Here is an 18,523-nt window from a genome sequence, read left to right as displayed (position 1 = left end):
ATGGCCCCTGCGCGCTCTCCGTCTGCCTGCCTATTCCCTGTCGCCACGCGTGCCGTGGTGCCAGCCTGCGGAGAACCCTGATGAGCGAAGCCACCGAACGCGACGAACGTCACCTGGCGCGCATGCAGCGCAAGAAGGCGGTCATCGACGAACGCATCGCCAATTCCCCCAACGAATGCGGCTTGCTGCTGGTGCTGACCGGCAATGGCAAAGGCAAGAGCAGCTCTGCCTTCGGCATGCTCGCCCGCGCCCTGGGCCATGGCATGCAGTGTGGAGTGGTGCAGTTCATCAAAGGCCGTAACAGCACCGGCGAAGAGCTGTTTTTCCGCCGCTTCCCCGAGCAGGTTCGCTATCACGTGATGGGTGAGGGCTTTACCTGGGAAACCCAGGACCGCCAGCGTGACATCGCTGCCGCCGAAGCCGCCTGGGCGGTGTCGCGGCAGTTGCTGCAGGATCCAAGTGTGCAGTTCGTAGTGCTGGATGAGCTGAATATCGCCCTCAAGCATGGCTACCTCGACCTGGACCAGGTCCTGTCCGACATCCAGGCCCGTCCGCCCATGCAGCACGTGATCGTGACTGGCCGCGCTGCAAAGCCCGAGATGATCGAATTGGCCGATACCGTGACCGAGATGGGCATGCTCAAGCACGCCTTCCAGGCCGGTATCCGTGCACAGAAGGGCGTCGAGCTGTGAGTCAATCGCGCCACTGCCCCGCGGTGTTGATCGCGGCACCGGCCTCTGGCCAGGGCAAGACCACCGTCACTGCTGCTTTGGCCCGCCTGCACCGCAACCTCGGGCGCAAGGTGAGGGTGTTCAAGTGTGGCCCCGACTTTCTGGACCCGATGATTCTCGAGCGGGCCAGTGGCGCGCCGGTGTACCAGCTGGATTTGTGGATGATCGGAGCCGAGGAAAGCCGCCGCCTGCTGTGGGAAGCCGCCGGCGAGGCCGACCTGATCCTGATCGAAGGGGTCATGGGATTGTTCGACGGCACCCCGTCCAGTGCTGACCTGGCGCGCCACTTCGGCGTGCCGGTGCTGGCTGTGATCGACGGTACGGCCATGGCCCAGACCTTCGGCGCCCTGGCCCTGGGCCTGGCGCGTTACCAGGCCGACCTGCCGTTCGCCGGCGTACTGGCCAACCGCGTGGGCAGCCTGCGCCACGCGCAGCTGCTCGAAGGTAGCCTGACCGAGGGCCTGCGCTGGTATGGCGGCTTGTCCCGTGAGCGCGGCATTGAATTGCCCAGCCGTCATCTTGGGCTGGTTCAGGCCAGCGAGCTGAACGACCTGGATACCCGCCTAGATGCCGCCGCCGAGGCGCTTGCCGCCAGCTGCGACGCCGCCATGCCTCCGCCGGTGACCTTTGTCGGCCCCGAGCCGCAGGTGCGTGCTGCCTCGCTGGACGGTGTGCGCATTGGTGTGGCGCGAGACGAAGCGTTCGCGTTCACCTATGGTGCCAACCTTGAGCTGCTGCGCAGCCTGGGCGCGCAGCTGGAATTCTTCTCGCCGCTGCACGACCGTGAACTGCCAGTGGTGGACAGCCTGTACCTCCCGGGTGGCTATCCCGAACTGCATCACCACGCCCTGGCTGCCAATGCGCCTATGAGCGAGGCAATCCGCGCCCATCATGCTCAGGGCAAGCCGTTGCTGGCTGAATGTGGCGGCATGCTGTACCTGCTCGATGCCCTGACTGACGTCGCCGGCGAGCGTGCCGAACTGCTCGGCCTGCTACCAGGCGAGGCGACCATGCAAAAGCGCCTGGCGGCCCTGGCCTTGCAGGCGGTGGAGCTGCCGGAAGGTACCCTGCGCGGCCATACCTATCACCACTCGCTAACCAGCACGCCGCTGGAGCCGATCGCCCGAGGCCTCAGCCCCAACGGCGGGCGGGGCAACGAAGCGGTGTATCGCCTGGGTCGGCTGACGGCCTCTTACGTGCACTTCTACTTCCCCTCCAACCCTGATGCGGCGGCGGCGCTGTTGCGACCATGAGCGAACACGCCTACAGCGCCGCCGAACGCGCTGCGATCTATCGGGCTATCGGTGAGCGTCGCGACATGCGCCATTTTGCCGGTGGCCAGGTTGCGCCAGCACTGCTGGGCCGCTTGCTGGCCGCCGCACACCAGGCGCCTAGCGTCGGTTTGATGCAGCCCTGGCGTTTCATTCGCATCACCCAGCGCGACCTGCGTACCCGCATCCAGGCCTTGGTGGAGGCGGAGCGTCTGCGCACTGCCGAGGCATTGGGCGAGCGGGCTGATGACTTCATGAAGCTGAAGGTAGAAGGCATCAATGACTGTGCCGAGCTGCTGGTAGCGGCCTTGATGGACAACCGCGAGCCGCACATCTTCGGCCGTCGCACCCTGCCGGAGATGGACCTGGCCTCGCTGGCCTGCGCCATTCAGAACCTGTGGCTGGCGGCCCGTGGCGAAGGGCTGGGCATGGGCTGGGTGTCGCTGTTCGACCCTCTGGCGCTGGCAGCACTGCTGGGTATGCCGGAAGGGGCCAAACCGGTGGCGGTGCTGTGCCTGGGACCCGTGACCGAATTTTACCCTGCACCCATGCTGGTGCTGGAAAACTGGGCCGAAGAACGGCCTTTGAGTGACATGTTGTACGAAAACCAATGGGGAGAGCGCCAATGAGCGTGGCCTTGCTGACCATGGCCGGGGTGGCCCTGGATGCCTTGCTGGGCGAACCGCAGCGGCGCCACCCGCTGGTGGCCTTCGGCAATATGGCCGGTAACCTGGAGCGCCGCCTGAATGCAGGTGGCCGCGGCTGGCGCAGCCACGGCGTGAGTGCGTGGTTTCTGGCGGTGGTGCCGCTGACCCTGGTGGCGCTGATCCTGTCCTGGCTGCCGTACATCGGCTGGCTGGTGGATGTGCTGGCGCTGTACTGCGCCCTGGGCCTGCGCAGTTTGGGCGAACATGTGCTGCCGGTGGCCAACGCCTTGCGCCAGGGCGACCTGGAGGAAGCCCGGCGCCGCGTCGGCTACCTGGTCAGCCGCGAAGCCCGGGAGCTGGACGAGCCCGCCGTGGCCCGCGCAGCCACCGAGTCGGTACTGGAAAACGGCAGTGACGCGGTGTTCGCCGCGCTGTTCTGGTTTGTGGTGGCCGGCGCGCCGGGCGTGGTGCTGTACCGCCTGAGCAACACCCTGGATGCCATGTGGGGGTATCGCAACGAACGCTTCGAGCGCTTCGGCTGGTGCGCGGCGCGCATTGATGATGTGCTCAACTATATTCCCGCAAGGCTGGTGGCGCTGACTTACGCACTGCTGGGCAAGACCCGCCTGGCGCTGGCTTGCTGGCGCAAGCAGGGCCCGCTGTGGGACAGCCCCAACGCCGGACCGGTGATGGCCGCCGGTGCCGGAGCACTCGGTGTAGCGCTGGGCGGCCCGGCTGTTTACCACGGCGAACTGCATGAGCGGCCACGCCTGGGCGAAGGGCCGATGGCTGACGCCGATGCCATCGAGCGTGGCTGGAGCCTGGTGCAGCGCGGCGTGTGGCTGTGGCTGTTGTTGATCTGCCTGGGGGCTTACATCAATGCTTGAACACGGTGGCCGCCTGCTGCGTGCGGTGCAACATTACGGTATCCCTCGCGAGCAGTGGCTCGACCTGTCCAGCGGCATCGCGCCCTGGCCGTTCCCGATCCCGCCGATACCTACAGATGCCTGGGCTCGCCTGCCTGAGACCGAAGACGGCCTGGAGGCGGCGGCACGCGGGTATTACGGCGCCCGCGAGCTGCTGCCGGTGGCGGGTTCCCAGGCGGCGATCCAGGCTTTGCCGCTGCTGCGTGCGGCTGGCCGGGTAGGGGTGCTGTCGCCGTGCTATGCCGAACACCCGTATGCCTGGCATCGGGCGGGCCATCATCTGGTCGAGCTGGATGAAACGCAGGTCGAGGCGATGCTCGACAGCCTCGACGTGCTGGTGCTGGTCAACCCCAATAACCCGACCGGGCAGCGGGTACCGCGTGAGCGCCTGCTGGGCTGGCACGCGCGCCTGGCTGCACGCGGTGGCTGGCTGTTGGTCGACGAAGCGTTCATGGACAACACCCCGGCGGATGGCGTGGTCGATTGCGCCGACCTCCCGGGGCTGATCGTGCTGCGATCATTCGGCAAGTTCTTTGGGCTGGCCGGGGTACGCCTGGGCTTCGTCGCCGCCGAGCGCAGCCTGTTGCTGCGCCTGGCCGAGCTGCTTGGCCCGTGGACGGTCAACGGGCCAACCCGGGTGCTGGCCCAGGCAAGCCTGGCCGACAAGCCTGCCCAGCGCGTGCAGATTGAACGTTGCGCTGCCGCCAGCCAGCGCTTGGCAACAATGCTGTCCAGCACCGGCCTTGCCCCCAGCGGCGGCTGTGACCTGTTCCAGTACGTGCGCAGCGAGCGCGCCGTGCAGTTGCATGACTTTCTTGCCCGCCGCGGCATCCTGGTGCGCTTGTTCGAACACCCACCGGCCGTGCGCCTGGGGCTGCCTGAATGTGCGGCGGACGAACAGCGCCTCGCCCAGGCCCTGGCGGACTTTCAAAAGGAATCGGCATGACCACCCTCATGGTGCAAGGCACCACCTCCGACGCTGGCAAGAGCACGCTGGTAACTGCCCTGTGCCGCTGGCTGTTGCGCCAAGGCGTTGGCGTGGTGCCGTTCAAGCCACAGAACATGGCACTGAACAGCGCGGTAACTGCCGACGGCGGTGAAATTGGCCGCGCCCAGGCGGTGCAGGCGCAGGCTTGCCGGCTGGCACCCCATACCGACATGAACCCCGTGTTGCTCAAACCCAACAGCGATACCGGCGCTCAGGTGATCATCCACGGCCGTGCGGTCACCAGCATGAACGCGGTGGCTTACCACGACTACAAAGCCATCGCCATGCAGGCGGTGCTGGCTTCGCACCAGCGCCTGAGTGCCGCCTGGCCGGTGGTCATGGTCGAAGGCGCGGGGTCGCCAGCGGAGATCAACCTGCGTGCCGGAGACATCGCCAACATGGGGTTTGCCGAAGCGGTGGACTGCCCGGTGATCCTGGTTGCCGACATCAACCGCGGCGGGGTGTTCGCCCACCTGGTGGGCACGCTGGAATTGCTGTCGCCCAGTGAGCAGGCGCGGGTCAAAGGCTTTGTCATCAACCGCTTCCGTGGCGATATCGCTTTATTGCAGCCGGGGCTGGACTGGCTGGAGCAACGCACCGGCAAGCCAGTGCTGGGGGTGCTGCCTTATGTCACCGACCTGCACCTGGAGGCCGAAGACGGCATCGATGTGCGCCAAGGCGCCAAAAGCGAGCGCGTGCTCAAGGTGATTGTGCCGGTATTGCCGCGCATCAGTAACCATACCGACTTCGACCCGTTGCGCCTGCATCCGCAGGTGGACCTGCAGTTCATTGGCCCGGGCCAACCGATCCCGGCTGCAGACCTGATCATCCTGCCGGGCTCCAAGAGCGTACGCAGTGACCTGGCACAGCTGCGCGAGCGTGGGTGGGGTAAAGCTATCGAGCGGCACCTGCGTTACGGTGGCAAGCTGATCGGGATCTGCGGCGGCCTGCAGATGCTGGGCCGCGAAGTGCATGACCCGCTGGGTCTGGAAGGGGCTCCCGGCTCAAGCGCTGGGCTTGGCCTGCTCGATTACGCCACGGTGCTGGAGGCCCAGAAGCAACTGCGCAACGTTGCCGGTACGCTGAAGCTTGAAGCAGTGCCGGTGGCCGGCTATGAAATTCACGCTGGCGTCACCACCGGGCCGGCCCTCGAACAGCCAGCGGTACAGCTCGCCGATGGCCGCTGCGAGGGTGCTGTGAGCGCCGATGGCCAGATCCTCGCCACCTACCTGCACGGCCTGTTCGAAGGCAGCCAGTCGTGTGCTGCGCTGCTGCGTTGGGCTGGCCTGGAGGAGGTGCAAAGCATCGATTACGAAGCCTTGCGTGAACGCGACATAGAGCGCCTGGCCGACCTGGTGGAAAAACACCTGGACACGGCGCATTTGCGCCAACTGTGTGGGGTAGCCTGACATGCGCAACCTTATTCTCGGCGGGGCCCGTTCCGGGAAGAGTCGCCTGGCCGAACAGCTGGCCAGTGCAAGTGGCCTGCCGGTAACCTACATCGCCACCAGCCAGCCGCTGGATGGTGAAATGAGTGAGCGCGTGTCGCTGCACCGTCAGCGCCGCCCCGCCGATTGGGGGCTGATCGAAGAGCCGTTGGCCCTGGCGGCAGTACTGCGTACCGAAGCGGCCGAAGGGCGCTGCCTGCTGGTGGACTGCCTGACCCTGTGGCTGACCAACCTGCTGATGCTGGAAGACGACCAGCGCCTGGCCGAGGAGCGTGACGCCCTGCTGGCCTGCCTGGAGCAGTTGCCTGGCACCCTCATTCTGGTCAGCAACGAAACTGGCCTGGGCGTCGTGCCCATGGGCGAGCTGACCCGGCGCTATGTCGACCTGGCCGGCTGGCTGCACCAGGCCGTGGCCGAACGCTGCCAGCGCGTGGTGCTGACCGTAGCCGGCCTGCCCCTAATGCTCAAAGGAGCTGCACTATGACTCAAGCCTGGTGGCGTGACGCCTGCCATTCTCTCGACAACGCCGCCATGGATCAGGCTCGTGCCCGTCAGCAACAGCTGACCAAACCTGCTGGCTCACTCGGGCAACTGGAAGGCCTGGCCGTTCAGCTGGCGGGCCTGCAAGGGCGTGAACGGCCAGCCCTGGATCAGGCCGCCATCAGCATTTTCGCGGGTGACCACGGCGTGGTCGAAGAAGGTATCTCGGCCTACCCGCAGGCGGTGACCGGTCAGATGCTGCGCAACTTCGTCGGCGGTGGTGCGGCGATCAGCGTACTGGCGCGCCAGCTGCAGGCCAGCCTTGAGGTGGTCGACCTTGGCACCATCGATCCTCATCTGGAACTGCCCGGTGTGCGCCACCTGCGCCTGGGGGCCGGCACGGCCAACTTCGCCCGCCAGCCAGCGATGACCGAGGGGCAGTTGCACGCAGCCTTGCAGGCAGGCCGCGACAGCGCCCTGCGTGCCGCTGAACAGGGGGCGCAGCTGTTCATTGGCGGCGAGATGGGGATTGGCAACACCACGGCCGCTGCGGCCTTGGCCAGCGTCCTGCTAGGCTGCCCGCCTGCTGAACTCAGCGGCCCGGGCACCGGCCTGGACAACGCTGGCGTGCGGCACAAGGCCGAGGTCATCGAGCGGGCGCTGAACCTGCATGGCCTGCAGGCCGCAGATCCATTGCAGGCACTGGGTTGTGTCGGCGGTTTCGAGATCGCGGCATTGGCCGGGGCTTATATCGGCTGCGCGCAGGCGGGCATCGCCGTGCTGGTGGACGGTTTCATTTGTAGCGTTGCCGCCCTGGTGGCGGTGCGCCTCAACCCGCAGTGCCGGGCGTGGTTGCTGTTTGCCCATCAGGGCGCGGAGCCTGGGCACAAGGCTTTGCTGGATGCGTTGCAGGCCGAACCGCTATTGGCATTGGGCCTGCGCCTGGGCGAGGGCAGTGGTGCTGCGTTGGCCGTGCCGTTGTTGCGCCTGGCCTGTGCGCTGCACGGGCAGATGGCGACCTTTGCCGAGGCCGCCGTGGCGGACCGCCCGGCATGATCCTCGACCTGCTGCGCCACGGCGAAACGGAACAGGGCGGCTTGCGCGGTAGCCTGGACGATGCCCTCACTGACAAGGGCTGGGCGCAGATGCGCAGCGCCGTGGCCGAAGCGGGCCCGTGGCAGGTGCTGGTCAGTTCGCCGCTGCAGCGCTGTGCGCGTTTTGCCGATGAACTGGGTCGGCGGCTGGATTTGACCGTGCAACGCGAAGCAGGTTTGCAAGAGCTGCATTTTGGTGACTGGGAAGGCCGTAGTGCAGCGCAGATCATGGAAGACCAGGCGGATGCCCTGGGGCGCTTTTGGGCAGACCCCTACGCCTGCACCCCGCCCAACGGCGAACCGGTGCAGGCATTCGCCGAGCGGGTGCTGGCCGCTGTCGAGCGTTTGAGCCGCCAGCATGCGGGTAAGCGGGTGCTGCTGGTCACCCATGGCGGGGTGATGCGGTTATTGCTGGCCCGGGCGCGAGGCCTGCCGAAGGAGCAGTTGTTGCAGGTTGAAGTCGGGCACGGGGCGCTGGTGCGGCTGGTGATGGGTGGCGACGGTCAACTGGCCGAGGAACACTGAGATGTTGCCGTTCTGGATCGCCTTGCAGTTTCTCAGCAGCTTGCCCGTGAGCCTGCCGGGCATGCCGGAACCGCGTGAGCTGGGGCGTTCGCTGCTGTTCTACCCGCTGGTCGGGCTGTTGTTCGGGCTGCTGCTGTGGCTGGCCAGCCTTCTGCTGCAGGGTACGCCAGCGCCGCTGCATGCGGCATTGCTGCTGACGTTGTGGGTATTGCTCAGTGGCGCCTTGCACCTGGATGGTCTGGCTGACAGTGCCGACGCCTGGCTGGGTGGTTTCGGCGACCGTGAGCGCACCTTGCAGATCATGAAAGACCCCCGTAGCGGGCCGATTGCCGTGGTCACCCTGGTGCTGGTGCTGTTGCTGAAGTTTTGCGCCTTGTGGGTGTTGGTTGAGCAGGGCATCGGGGCGCAGTTGCTGCTGGCTCCCTTGATCGGCCGGGCGGCGATGTTGGGCCTGTTCCTCTGTACACCCTATGTGCGGCCTGGCGGGTTGGGCCAGGCGTTGGCCGAGCACTTGCCCCGACGTATAGCCGGGTGGGTGCTGCTGGGCAGTGCGCTGTTCTGCCTGGTCTTGGGCGGCTGGGTGGCAGTGCTGGCGCTGGCCATGTTTGCCTGGTTGCGGCACCTCATTTGCCGACGCCTGGGTGGAACTACCGGGGATACAGCTGGCGCGATGCTGGAGTTGCTCGAACTGGTTGTCGTGCTTGGATTGGCGCTAGGCCTTTGAAGTCGGTCGAAATCTAAAAGCCTGGGCGCGTTGTGAAGGCCACTGGCCTGCTGTGGAAGCTGGCTTGCCTGCGAACACGGGCAAAGCCCGTGCCATCGGTGCCTTTGTCTGTGGGGTGGGTGCAGTAACTTCCGGCAACGGTTCGGTAAGTCCTGCAGCTTCTCTGCCAGCGTATCCTCTGCCTCCCCCCATACGACCCGGTAGGCCTCCCGTGCGAAACTGGATCTTTGCCATTCTGTTGATGCTGCCCAACCTCCCAGCCACCGCCGCAGACCTCATGGCGTTCTGGGATGCCCCTCGCCACGGCGGTAACAGCTTCAACCGGCTGCCACCCGATCAAGCCTATTTCGATGCCCTGAAGGGGTATGGCGCCACATGGGTGCGGCTGTCGTACGACAAATGGCAACCGGTACAACGTGATTTCCTGCTCGGCAATGCCGACGCTTATGCAGGCCTGCCCGCCGCCGACCTGGCTACGCTGCGCGCCACCCTTGACCGTGCTCATCAGGCGGGGCTCAAGGTGGTCATTGCCCCACTCTCGCTACCCGGTATGCGCTGGTCGCAAAACAACCAGGGCCAATTCGATGATCGATTGTGGCAAGACAAGCGCTACTGGTCCCAGGCCATGGCCTTCTGGCGAGACATGGCACGTGAACTGAAAGGCCACCCGGCCATTGGCGCCTACAACCTGATCAATGAGCCCGCCCCGGAAAAACTGGGCGGCTTGGCCGAACACGCTGAACCGGGGCAAATGCAGCAGTGGTATGTGCGAGCGCAGGGCACCGCGCGCGATCTGCCGTTGCTGTACCGGCAACTGATAGCGGCCATTCGCGAGCAGGACACTGACACACCGGTCATGGTCGATGCAGGTTGGTTTGCTGCCGCAGACGCCTTCGACTACTGGCCTGCTCCCCTGGAAGACCCGCGAGTGTTGTACAGCGTGCACATGTACGAGCCCTATGCCGCTACCAGTGCGCCCAACATGACGCGCAAGCACCCCATCGCCTATCCGGGCGCCGCACCGTTTGCCGGGCAAACCCAGCAATGGGATGGGGCGCGAGTTGAACGCTACTTGCGCCAGCCGTTGGCATGGGCCGAAGCCATGGGCCTGCCGCGGTCGCGCCTGGTGGTAGGCGAGTTTGGCTGCATGCGCAGGCTATCGGGTTGCCGGCAATACCTTGAAGACGTACTCACCGTGCTGGATCGCAATCAGTTGCATTGGGCTTTCTATAGCTTCCGTGAAGACAACTGGGACGGCATGGACTACGAACTGGGTTCGGCGAAGGTGCCGTGGCGCTACTGGCAGGCGATCGAGCAAGGTACGCCAGACCCATTGCCGCGCACAGCAACGGTTGAGTTCGAGCCTATACGAAAGCGCTTGAACCCGGACTGACACTCATCACCCATTGTGAAATCTCTTGCAACAGTCATGACGCGGGTATATACACGTATCCATGCTGACCAGTGAATGCATCTGTACCCATCTGCGTCGCGCCGCCCGCGGGGTGAGCCGGCATTATGACGAGGCCCTTGCCGGCTTCGGGGTCAATGTCGCGCAGTTTTCCCTGCTAAGGCACCTGCAGCGGCTCGACCGCCCCAGCATCACCACCTTGGCCGAAGCCATGGGCCTGGAGCGCAGTACCCTGGGGCGTAACCTGCGGGTACTGGAGGCGGAAGGGCTGGTGGCCCTGGCCGAAGGCGAGGACCAGCGCAACCGCGTGGTGGTGCTGACTGCGGCCGGGGCGCAGCTGCTGCATGCCGCGCACCCAGCCTGGGAACAAGCCCAGATCGAACTGGTGGAGCGGTTGGGCGCCGGGCAGCGGGATGAACTGGTGCGTTTGCTGGACCAATTGGCCTGAATTGATACGACCATAAGCGGGTATATACCCGTAAAAACCTTGCGATGTGCTGGAGATAACGACAATGACTTCGGTGTGGCGAACCAGCGGGTGGGTACTGGTGGGGGCGGCTTTGATTCTGGCGCTGTCTCTGGGGGTACGGCATGGCTTTGGCCTGTTTCTGGGGCCGATGAGCGCCGATTTTGGCTGGGGGCGTGGGGTATTCGCCTTTGCCATTGCCCTGCAGAACCTGATCTGGGGGCTGGCGCAACCGTTTGCCGGTGCCTTGGCCGACCGTATGGGGGCCGCACGGGTAGTGATCATCGGCGGCATTCTGTACGCCGTCGGTTTGATCCTCATGGGCATGGCAGACTCTGCCTGGTCGTTGTCGCTCAGTGCCGGTTTGCTGATCGGCATCGGCCTGTCCGGCACATCGTTCTCGGTCATCCTCGGCGTGGTCGGGCGTGCGGTGCCGGCCGAGAAGCGCAGCATGGCCATGGGCATTGCCAGCGCGGCCGGTTCCTTTGGCCAGTTCGCCATGCTGCCGGGCACTCTCGGCCTGATCCAGTGGCTGGGGTGGTCCGCAGCGTTGCTGGTGCTGGGCCTGATGGTGGCGTTCATCGTGCCCTTTGTTGGCCTGTTGCGCGACCGCCCGCTGCCCAGCCATGGCACCGAACAGACCCTGGGCCAGGCGCTGCGCGAAGCGTGCTCGCATTCGGGCTTCTGGTTGCTGGCGCTGGGTTTCTTCGTGTGTGGTTTCCAGGTGGTGTTCATTGGCGTGCATCTGCCGGCCTACCTGGTTGACCAACACCTGGCCGCGACCACCGGTACCACGGTGCTGGCGCTGGTCGGCCTGTTCAATATCGTGGGTACTTTCACCGCTGGCTGGCTGGGCGGGCGCATGTCCAAGCCGCGCCTGCTGACCGGGCTGTACCTGCTGCGTGCAGTGGTGATCGTGCTGTTCCTCTGGGCGCCGGTGAGTGCTTTCAGTGCCTATCTGTTCGGCATTGCCATGGGCCTGTTGTGGTTGTCCACGGTCCCGCTGACCAATGGCACCGTGGCTACGGTGTTCGGGGTGCGTAACTTGTCCATGCTCGGCGGTATCGTTTTCCTTTTCCACCAGCTGGGTGCGTTCCTGGGTGGCTGGTTGGGCGGGGTGGTGTATGACCGCACCGGTAGCTATGACCTGGTCTGGCAGATTTCCATCCTGCTCAGTTTGCTGGCCGCTGCCCTGAACTGGCCCGTGCGCGAACGGCCGGTGGCGCGCCTGCAGGCCCAGGCTGTATGAAGCGCTACCTGGGCCGGGGGTTGCTGGCCTTTGGCGCGCTGGCGCTGCTGGTGTTGGCGTGGTGGGGCTGGCACAGGGGCGGGATGGCGTTGATGCAACTGGGCATGAGTGTTTGTTAGGCGCTACCCTGCAAGCTCAAGGGTTGTCTAGCAGGAGAAACGAATCATGCGTGCTCATTGGTTGACAGTGCCGTTGTTGGCCGTGCTTGCCAGCACATCGAGTTGGGCTGCCGATTGCCCGGCGTTGTTGCAAGGCAGCCTGCCGGAATTGCGTGGCAAGGGGCAGATCGACTTGTGCCAGCGCTTTGGCGGGAAGCCTTTGGTGGTGGTTAATACGGCCAGCTATTGTGGTTTTGCACCGCAGTTCGAGGGGCTTCAGTCGACTTACAAGGAATATCACGAGCAAGGTCTGGAAATGCTTGGCGTGCCATCCAATGATTTCAAGCAGGAAGATACCGATAGCGAGAAGACTGCCAAGGTTTGCTATGCCAACTATGGCGTTACCTTCACCATGACCAAGACGCAGGCGGTGCGCGGCAAGGATGCGATACCGCTGTTCGCTGAGTTGGCGAGCCAGAGCAGTGCGCCGAAGTGGAATTTCTACAAGTACGTTGTCGATCGTAAGGGCAAGGTGATCGGTAACTTCTCCAGCCTGACCAAACCGGATGATCCCGAATTCCGCGCAGCCATCGAGAAGGCCATTTCCTCACAGCAGTAATCTCGCTGCTCTTGCTCTTGCTTTGGCTTCTAAGTGCGCGGTAGTTCAGGCAACGCAGATTGCGACTTCAGGAGGCCGAGCGCAGGGCTTGCGGAGGGAGGTGACGGGCATGGATGCCCGTCAAGCGCTGGGCCCCAGGATGGGGCCTGCAGCGCGGTCCTCCCGGGAGCAAGCCCGGAGCGAGGGGACCCCGGAGCGCAGCGCAGGGGCCGGATGATGGGAGCCAGCGTTTTTTGGTTACTTTTTGTCGCGTTTGACAAAAAGTGACCCGCCGTAAGGGCGGAAAGGTGATTTGGCGCCACCTTTGAAAATGAATGTTGACTCATTGTTGATGCCCACACCTGAACGCGAACGCGAACAGCGAACAGCGAACAGCGAAACAGTGCTGGTTTTTAGCTCGCGCATAGGCCATTTGCGATGGCGACACTAACTCACCTTTTCGCCCTTACGGCGAGTCACTTTTTGTCAGGCGCGACAAAAAGTAACCAAAAAACGCTGCGCTCCCATCATCCGGCCCCTACGCTGCGCTCCGGGGTTCCCTCACTGCGGCCTCGCTCCCGGGAGGACCGCGCTGCAGGCCCCATCCTGGGGCCCAGCGCTTGACGGGCATCCATGCCCGTCACCTCCCTCCGCAAGGCCTGCGTTCGGCCTCCTGAAGTCGCGAAGATCAAGATCAAGATCAAGATCAAGATCAAGATCAAGATCAAGATCAAGAGCAAGAGCAAGAGCAAGAGCAAGAGCAAGAGCAAGAGCAAGAGCCGGGGCTCGGCTTTGGGTTACTTCACTTTGCATGCACCGTAATCGCCACCAACCGCACAACCACCGGCCTGACCATCAGCACACAAACGAACGCCACAGGCATCGCCAGTTGATAGGCCTTCAGCACATTGCTCAGGTACTGCGCAGTAACCCCGGCATTCGCCGCAGTGATCACGAAGCACATCAGTAGCGCCATGATCGACGACATGAAAAAGGCAAAAACGTAAGGCGTAGCACCCGGGTGCAATTTGCGTCGGCTGCGCGACTGGGACAGGTTGCTCATGTGAACTCCTGAAAGGTGAGTGGAGCCGCAGGTTAGCAACCCGCCCGGCCGCAGCTGTAGACCAGCTTTACTGAGTTCTTTATAAAGAGATTCTTACGAATCCGAGAGCTCACGCATGGACCTGCTCAACGCCATCCGCAGCTTCATCAAAGTGGTGGAGGCCGGCAGCATCGCCGGCGGCGCCCGTAGCCTGGGCCTTAGCCCGGCAGCGGTCAGCCAGAACCTGGCACGCCTGGAGGGCCATCTGCAGGTGCGCCTGCTCAGTCGTACCACCCGCAGCATGGCACTAACGCCGGCGGGTACGCAGTATTACGAGCGTGTCAGGCATATCGAACGTGACCTGGCTCTGGCCGAGCAGGCCGTCACTACGCCAGACAGTGAACCCCAAGGGCGTCTTTGCATTGCCTCGACGTCCGCTTTTGGCCGCCACGTGCTGGCGCCACTCATCCCCGCATTCAGTCGCCGCTATCCACTGCTTTCGATAGAGTTGGTAACGACTGATCGGCGGGTAAACCACGCCCGTGAAGACGTCGATGTGAGCCTGCGCATTGCCCCGCAACTGGAAGACCAGCTGTTGGCTCGGCACATAGCCCGTATCCCGTTCATTTGCTGCGCCTCGCCCGGTTATTTGCAAAGCGCTGGGGTGCCGGGTTCGCCCGAGGCATTGCGCGATCACCGCTGCCTTGTGTTCCGCTACCCGGTGGATGGGCGGTTTTTACGCTGGGGCTTTATGCGCGACGGGCTGCGTTTTGAAGCGGAGTTCGGCAGCGTGCTGATCAGCGACGACATCGACGCACTGACTCAGATGGCGCTGCACGATGGCGGCATCACCCGCCTGGCTGAGTTCATTGTGCGACCGCATCTGGCCAGCGGTGCACTGGTACCGTTGTTCGAGTACAGCGACAGTGGCCAAGCCTACGCCCAGACCGAACCGATGGATATCTACCTGTGCCTGGCCGACCGTTTTGCCATGACCGCGAAAGTGCGTGTGTTCACGGATTATCTGCGCGAGTGCCTGGGGGACAGTTGGCAGGTACAGGCATGAAAAAACCGCCACGAGGGCGGTTTTTCAGAGGGTACGTACGGATCAGAAGCGGTAGGTGAGGGAGGCACCGATACCGTGGGCGCTGTTCTCGTACTTGGCCTGGTAGCTGCCTTTGGTTGCGCTCACCTGATTGACCTTGGTGTCTTCCTCCCACAGGTAGGAATAGGCCACGTCGATGGTCATGTCGTCGTTCGGGCTCCAGCCGGCACCCAGGCTGAACACCTTGCGGTCGCCAGTCGGGATACGTGGCGAACGGTCGTGGTTGTTGGTCGGCGATTGGTCGACGGTGAAGCCAGTGCGCAGCACCCACTCCTTGTTGACCTTGTACGACGCACCAATGGCGTGGGCCCAGGTGTCATGCCAGTTCTGTTCTTCGGTGATGGTCTGGAACGCCGAACCTGCCAGTGGCGCCGGGACATCGTTCTGCACGGTGATGTCTTTCAGGCGGCTCCAGCGGGTCCAGGTGCTGCCTGCATACAGGGTCCACTGATCGTCCAGTTCATGGGTCACCGAGAGGTCGACCGATTCCGGCGTCTTGATCTTCAGCGTTGCGTCGAACTTGCTGCCGTTGAACGGCCCGATCAGCGGGGTGCTGACGCGGGTCTTGCCCTCGAGCTTGTAGTCGACCATCGAGTGATAGGTGAGGCCGACGCGGGTACGGTCGGTGGCCTGCACCAGGATGCCGATGTTGTAGCCAACGGCGGTATCGTCACCCTTGATTTTCACTTCGCCGTCATTACGGCCCGGCGTGAACGGGTTGATCAGGCTCGAGCCCAGTTCCCCTTCGATGCGGTTGATGGTCGGGCCAAAACCGATCGAGACCTTGTCGTTGAAGGCATAGCTGACCGTCGGCTGGAACGTGACAACCTGTACGTGGCTCTTTTTGCCCCAGTAGCGCGCGGCATCATCGCTGCCATAGTCGGTTACCAGGCCGAACGGTACGTAGACACCGAAGCCGACGCTCCAGTGGTCATCGATCGGCTTGACGTAGTAACCCATGGGTACGCCAACGAAAGGCACCATGTCACCATCGGTTTCCCCCCCGAGGTTGCTGCCACGGCCCGAGATATCGGACTTGGCGATAACGGCGGCGGCGCCCACGGTAGCCTGTTCGCGTTTGAGGCGGGACATGCCGGCCGGGTTGCCAAACACGGTGCTGGCATCATCGGCAGAAGAAGAACGTCCCGCGAAACCTGTCCCCATGCTGCTGATGCTCTGTTCGTTGAGCGCGAAGCCGCTGGCGAGCAGTTGGCTGGAAGCAATTGCAACCGCTACGCCGAGGGAGGTTTTGAGCATTACTTTTTTCATTATTAGAAAACTCCTTGGGATCTCCGGGGCGAAAAGCTACCAACAAATCACGCGCTGCGCTATAGCGGCAATCGCTGAAGATAGAGCGCTTTTGTAGGACAATCCGACCAAAATTCCCTTTTTTCCGGTAATGTTGTAGGACGCTTCTTAAGATGCTTGTGGCAATTTCTGATCTATGCAGGTGTGCCAGGCATGGGTGAAGTCGCGCAAGCGACCTTGGGGATGGAAAATCTGCCGCCAGATCCGCGCCAGCGCTAACAGGTCGTCAGCTGCGGGCAGTGGCGTGCCCTGCTCTTCGACCAGCATCCAGGCAATTGCAGTGGAATAGCGCAGGTTGACGGTGAGTTCCAGATGCGGGCCGCCCAGGAAGGCGTGCTGGCTGGCCAGGCCGCGTACAAGGCTGGCCAGGTCGGGGTCGCGGGCCAGATATTCGTCCCAGAGTGCCCGGTGACGGTGTTCGCCAATGCGGTAAAGGCCGTGCCCGCGCCGGTCATGCAAAGCTGACCCGAGTGCCGACTGGCTGGCGGCTATGCCCAGCAACAAGGCTTCGGCGCTGGCGCAGTGACGGTTCAGGTAGACCAGGGTGGGTCGGATCACATACTGACACAATTCATTCGCCGCAATACCCATGATGCCCTCGAGCAATTAAGGGCCGGACGGGCGCTGGAGCTTGGCAGCTGGTGAAAGATCAGGCCCGCCGGAAGCGGTAAGCACCGCTCGAGTTGAAGTGTAGTGTGATAATCGTGGTGTAAAGAGCTGTTTTTAAATCGATTGCTGCCTGACGTCCCGGGCTATATGCCCTGAGGCAATTACGCCAAGAACGTTCAGGCAGGCTTACAACAGGCCGATTCAGCGCTTGAATACCACGGTATTCGCCGCTCACGCGGTGAGCGATTGACGAGTCCGGGCGATGACCGCCTGCAGCGGTTCGTTCCGGCTGTACTGTTCAGGGTACAGGCGCTCGGTGTGGCAGGCGACGCCGTGTTCGTCTACCAGGGTAAAGCTGAAGCTGCCCTTGCGTGGGGCAACGATAAGGCACTTCAACGGCGAGAAGGCCTGGGAGAGGGTGCCAATGGCAGCCTGAATCTGATGATGAGTTTGCATAATTGTTGGAGGTTCCTGCTTTAAACACGGGGGATATGATCCGTGCATGATAGAAACGTTCCAGTGACGCCATTATTAAGGGACGAACGAACCTGACTGGAACAGGGCAGCCAGAGGGAGCGCAATCAAATGTGGGCGCTTGGGCTGACTGGTAGGTACTTCGGAAGGCAGGCAGCACTCCGGGGCCAAGGTTCTAGGCCGTCGGGTGGAATCCTGATCAATCTGTCACGTGATTCGTGCTTGAGCAGCCTGAGGCTGGCGAAGTGAATCATCGAATGGGCCGTCCTGGTTTCAGCAGCGCACTCTTGGGGGGAGTGGGTCTGCAAGGACGATGTGGCCCGAATTGACTTTCAGCTTGGTACTAACGAGGGGCACCTTACTGGAAAGATTGGCGCTTGGCAAGCCCTACGTTTGTTCAGGTGAGCCGCGCAGTATGGCGCGTAATCGCATTGCTGTGAAGAGGGGCAAACGGCCCGTATCCAGGCTGATGTGCCCATTTCGTGCACGACAATGACGATTAATGGTGCACTTGTTCACATTCGGGTCAGCGGTTGTAACAAGCCGGCAACACGCCTCAACAGCCTCGCCAATGCCTTGACTGGGCGGTTAAGTCAATGAAAAAAAACACTATTTTTAGCTGGTGAAAAAATCGTCAGTTTGAGACAAAGCCCCAATTTACGGGGCTTTGCGGGGTGTGCAAGGGGGTTGTCCACCGAGTTATCCACAGGAACTGTGGATTGTCCCGGGCGCTTGCTCTAGAACGGGCGTGCCAGCATTGCAATCAACTGTCCGACAATCGACATGCCCCGACAGACCAGTTGGTCATCGACTGGAAAACGTCAAGAAAAGATCATTGAAATTTTTTTTCAATCCTTCAGAAATCGACAGGTCATGGCGGAAAAAAAAGAGTAGAGTGGCGCGCTTTTCGAGTTACCAAGCCTGTTGCTCATGAAGTTTCGCGGTAAACACCTCACCAGCCCCGCTGCATCGACGCCTCTTCCCGAACGCTTTTCCTTGAAAGTTGCCTTGTGGCTGCTCGACAGCCCGCGCCTGGGCGACAAGCGGCAGGTCAAACACTTGGCCGGGCGGCTGCTGAAACAGCCGGCGCGTCAGGGCGTGGTGGTGGCACAGAGCCGTTTGGGGCAGATGCTGTGCCGCGATTGCGGCAATGCCCGCGACCGGCGTATTGGCCATGAACTGCTGCGCCAGGCTGCCCGCGCCGGTGATCGGCGAGCACAGCTGGAGTATGCGCGGCTGTGCCAGAACAACGCACCGGACCAGGCGAAGTAATGCTCCGACAAGCCCCGGGCTGATAAGCTGCACTCAATTTGCAACAGCGTGATCGGG

21 protein-coding genes and 1 pseudogene are annotated in these 18,523 nt (G+C 63.0%); 18 read left to right on the top strand and 4 right to left on the bottom strand.

The window, feature by feature from the left end:
• Positions 1-80: 80 nt before the first annotated feature.
• From cobO to J3A71_RS22875, 16 genes are all read left to right on the top strand, one after another.
• On the top strand, positions 81-692 hold the full coding sequence (gene cobO / locus J3A71_RS22945) for a cob(I)yrinic acid a,c-diamide adenosyltransferase (protein WP_060519934.1): 612 nt from the start codon (positions 81-83) through the stop codon (positions 690-692).
• On the top strand, positions 689-1,984 hold the full coding sequence (locus tag J3A71_RS22940; protein ID WP_016485275.1) for a cobyrinate a,c-diamide synthase: 1,296 nt from the start codon (positions 689-691) through the stop codon (positions 1,982-1,984). Before cobO ends, J3A71_RS22940 begins: the two co-directional genes overlap by 4 nt.
• On the top strand, positions 1,981-2,631 hold the full coding sequence (gene bluB / locus J3A71_RS22935) for a 5,6-dimethylbenzimidazole synthase (RefSeq protein ID WP_060519930.1): 651 nt from the start codon (positions 1,981-1,983) through the stop codon (positions 2,629-2,631). Before J3A71_RS22940 ends, bluB begins: the two co-directional genes overlap by 4 nt.
• Positions 2,628-3,536, top strand: coding sequence for an adenosylcobinamide-phosphate synthase CbiB (gene cbiB / locus J3A71_RS22930; protein ID WP_209953317.1), 909 nt, complete (start codon positions 2,628-2,630; stop codon positions 3,534-3,536). Before bluB ends, cbiB begins: the two co-directional genes overlap by 4 nt.
• A complete protein-coding gene (gene cobD, locus J3A71_RS22925) occupies positions 3,529-4,521 on the top strand; it encodes a threonine-phosphate decarboxylase CobD (protein ID WP_145913272.1) in 993 nt (330 codons plus the stop codon). Before cbiB ends, cobD begins: the two co-directional genes overlap by 8 nt.
• Positions 4,518-5,972, top strand: coding sequence for a cobyric acid synthase (locus J3A71_RS22920; protein ID WP_016485279.1), 1,455 nt, complete (start codon positions 4,518-4,520; stop codon positions 5,970-5,972). The genes cobD and J3A71_RS22920 overlap by 4 nt, the downstream gene beginning before the upstream one ends.
• A 1-nt stretch (position 5,973) precedes the next feature.
• Positions 5,974-6,495 carry a bifunctional adenosylcobinamide kinase/adenosylcobinamide-phosphate guanylyltransferase gene (gene cobU, locus J3A71_RS22915; protein WP_016485280.1) on the top strand — a complete coding sequence of 174 codons (522 nt, stop codon included), beginning with the start codon at positions 5,974-5,976 and terminating at the stop codon, positions 6,493-6,495.
• Entirely contained in the window at positions 6,492-7,547 is a 1,056-nt protein-coding gene (gene cobT / locus J3A71_RS22910) for a nicotinate-nucleotide--dimethylbenzimidazole phosphoribosyltransferase (RefSeq protein ID WP_096425711.1), read from the top strand. The genes cobU and cobT overlap by 4 nt, the downstream gene beginning before the upstream one ends.
• Positions 7,544-8,110: an alpha-ribazole phosphatase family protein gene (gene cobC / locus J3A71_RS22905; protein ID WP_070087016.1), complete on the top strand. Its 567-nt coding sequence runs from the start codon at positions 7,544-7,546 to the stop codon at positions 8,108-8,110. The genes cobT and cobC overlap by 4 nt, the downstream gene beginning before the upstream one ends.
• Position 8,111: 1 nt before the next feature.
• On the top strand, positions 8,112-8,834 hold the full coding sequence (locus J3A71_RS22900; protein ID WP_060519921.1) for an adenosylcobinamide-GDP ribazoletransferase: 723 nt from the start codon (positions 8,112-8,114) through the stop codon (positions 8,832-8,834).
• A gap of 277 nt (positions 8,835-9,111) precedes the next feature.
• Positions 9,112-10,227: a cellulase family glycosylhydrolase gene (locus tag J3A71_RS22895; protein ID WP_096426939.1), complete on the top strand. Its 1,116-nt coding sequence runs from the start codon at positions 9,112-9,114 to the stop codon at positions 10,225-10,227.
• A 61-nt stretch (positions 10,228-10,288) separates the two neighbouring features.
• Complete coding sequence (locus J3A71_RS22890) at positions 10,289-10,693, top strand: MarR family winged helix-turn-helix transcriptional regulator (RefSeq protein ID WP_209953315.1); 405 nt, start codon at positions 10,289-10,291, stop codon at positions 10,691-10,693.
• A 73-nt stretch (positions 10,694-10,766) separates the two neighbouring features.
• Entirely contained in the window at positions 10,767-11,960 is a 1,194-nt protein-coding gene (locus J3A71_RS22885; RefSeq protein ID WP_172901759.1) for an MFS transporter, read from the top strand.
• Positions 11,957-12,079: a hypothetical protein gene (locus J3A71_RS31715; protein WP_016485287.1), complete on the top strand. Its 123-nt coding sequence runs from the start codon at positions 11,957-11,959 to the stop codon at positions 12,077-12,079. Before J3A71_RS22885 ends, J3A71_RS31715 begins: the two co-directional genes overlap by 4 nt.
• A 46-nt stretch (positions 12,080-12,125) precedes the next feature.
• Positions 12,126-12,677, top strand: coding sequence for a glutathione peroxidase (locus J3A71_RS22880; RefSeq protein ID WP_096425713.1), 552 nt, complete (start codon positions 12,126-12,128; stop codon positions 12,675-12,677).
• 612 nt (positions 12,678-13,289) lie between these two features.
• A complete protein-coding gene (locus J3A71_RS22875; RefSeq protein ID WP_172901727.1) occupies positions 13,290-13,478 on the top strand; it encodes a hypothetical protein in 189 nt (62 codons plus the stop codon).
• Here the strand turns inward: J3A71_RS22875 and J3A71_RS22870 are convergent.
• Positions 13,459-13,719, bottom strand: a complete 261-nt coding sequence (locus J3A71_RS22870) for a DUF2798 domain-containing protein (RefSeq protein ID WP_016485290.1) — start codon at positions 13,717-13,719, stop codon at positions 13,459-13,461. The genes J3A71_RS22875 and J3A71_RS22870 overlap by 20 nt on opposite strands.
• Before the next feature lie 115 nt (positions 13,720-13,834).
• Here J3A71_RS22870 and J3A71_RS22865 point away from each other — a divergent pair, with 115 nt between their 5' ends.
• Positions 13,835-14,764: a LysR family transcriptional regulator gene (locus J3A71_RS22865; protein WP_016485291.1), complete on the top strand. Its 930-nt coding sequence runs from the start codon at positions 13,835-13,837 to the stop codon at positions 14,762-14,764.
• Positions 14,765-14,806: 42 nt separating this feature from the next.
• On the opposite strand, the gene J3A71_RS22860 is transcribed toward J3A71_RS22865, so the two are convergent.
• From J3A71_RS22860 to J3A71_RS22850, 3 genes are all read right to left on the bottom strand, one after another.
• On the bottom strand, positions 14,807-16,072 hold the full coding sequence (locus J3A71_RS22860; protein WP_023048965.1) for an outer membrane protein transport protein: 1,266 nt from the start codon (positions 16,070-16,072) through the stop codon (positions 14,807-14,809).
• A 147-nt stretch (positions 16,073-16,219) separates the two neighbouring features.
• Positions 16,220-16,702 carry a hypothetical protein gene (locus J3A71_RS22855; protein WP_016485293.1) on the bottom strand — a complete coding sequence of 161 codons (483 nt, stop codon included), beginning with the start codon at positions 16,700-16,702 and terminating at the stop codon, positions 16,220-16,222.
• A gap of 249 nt (positions 16,703-16,951) precedes the next feature.
• Entirely contained in the window at positions 16,952-17,176 is a 225-nt protein-coding gene (locus J3A71_RS22850) for a hypothetical protein (protein WP_009686213.1), read from the bottom strand.
• A 948-nt stretch (positions 17,177-18,124) separates the two neighbouring features.
• On the opposite strand from J3A71_RS22850, the pseudogene J3A71_RS22845 reads away from it, so the two are divergent.
• Positions 18,125-18,463: pseudogene (locus J3A71_RS22845) on the top strand (sel1 repeat family protein); the annotation flags it as partial.
• Between the last annotated feature and the right edge of the window lie 60 nt (positions 18,464-18,523).

The organism is Pseudomonas sp. PvP089 (assembly GCF_017875165.1).
Lineage (GTDB): Bacteria > Pseudomonadota > Gammaproteobacteria > Pseudomonadales > Pseudomonadaceae > Aquipseudomonas > Aquipseudomonas fortuita.
Note: the sequence above shows the minus strand (reverse complement) of the source record. Positions and strands in the feature narration are given on the sequence as shown.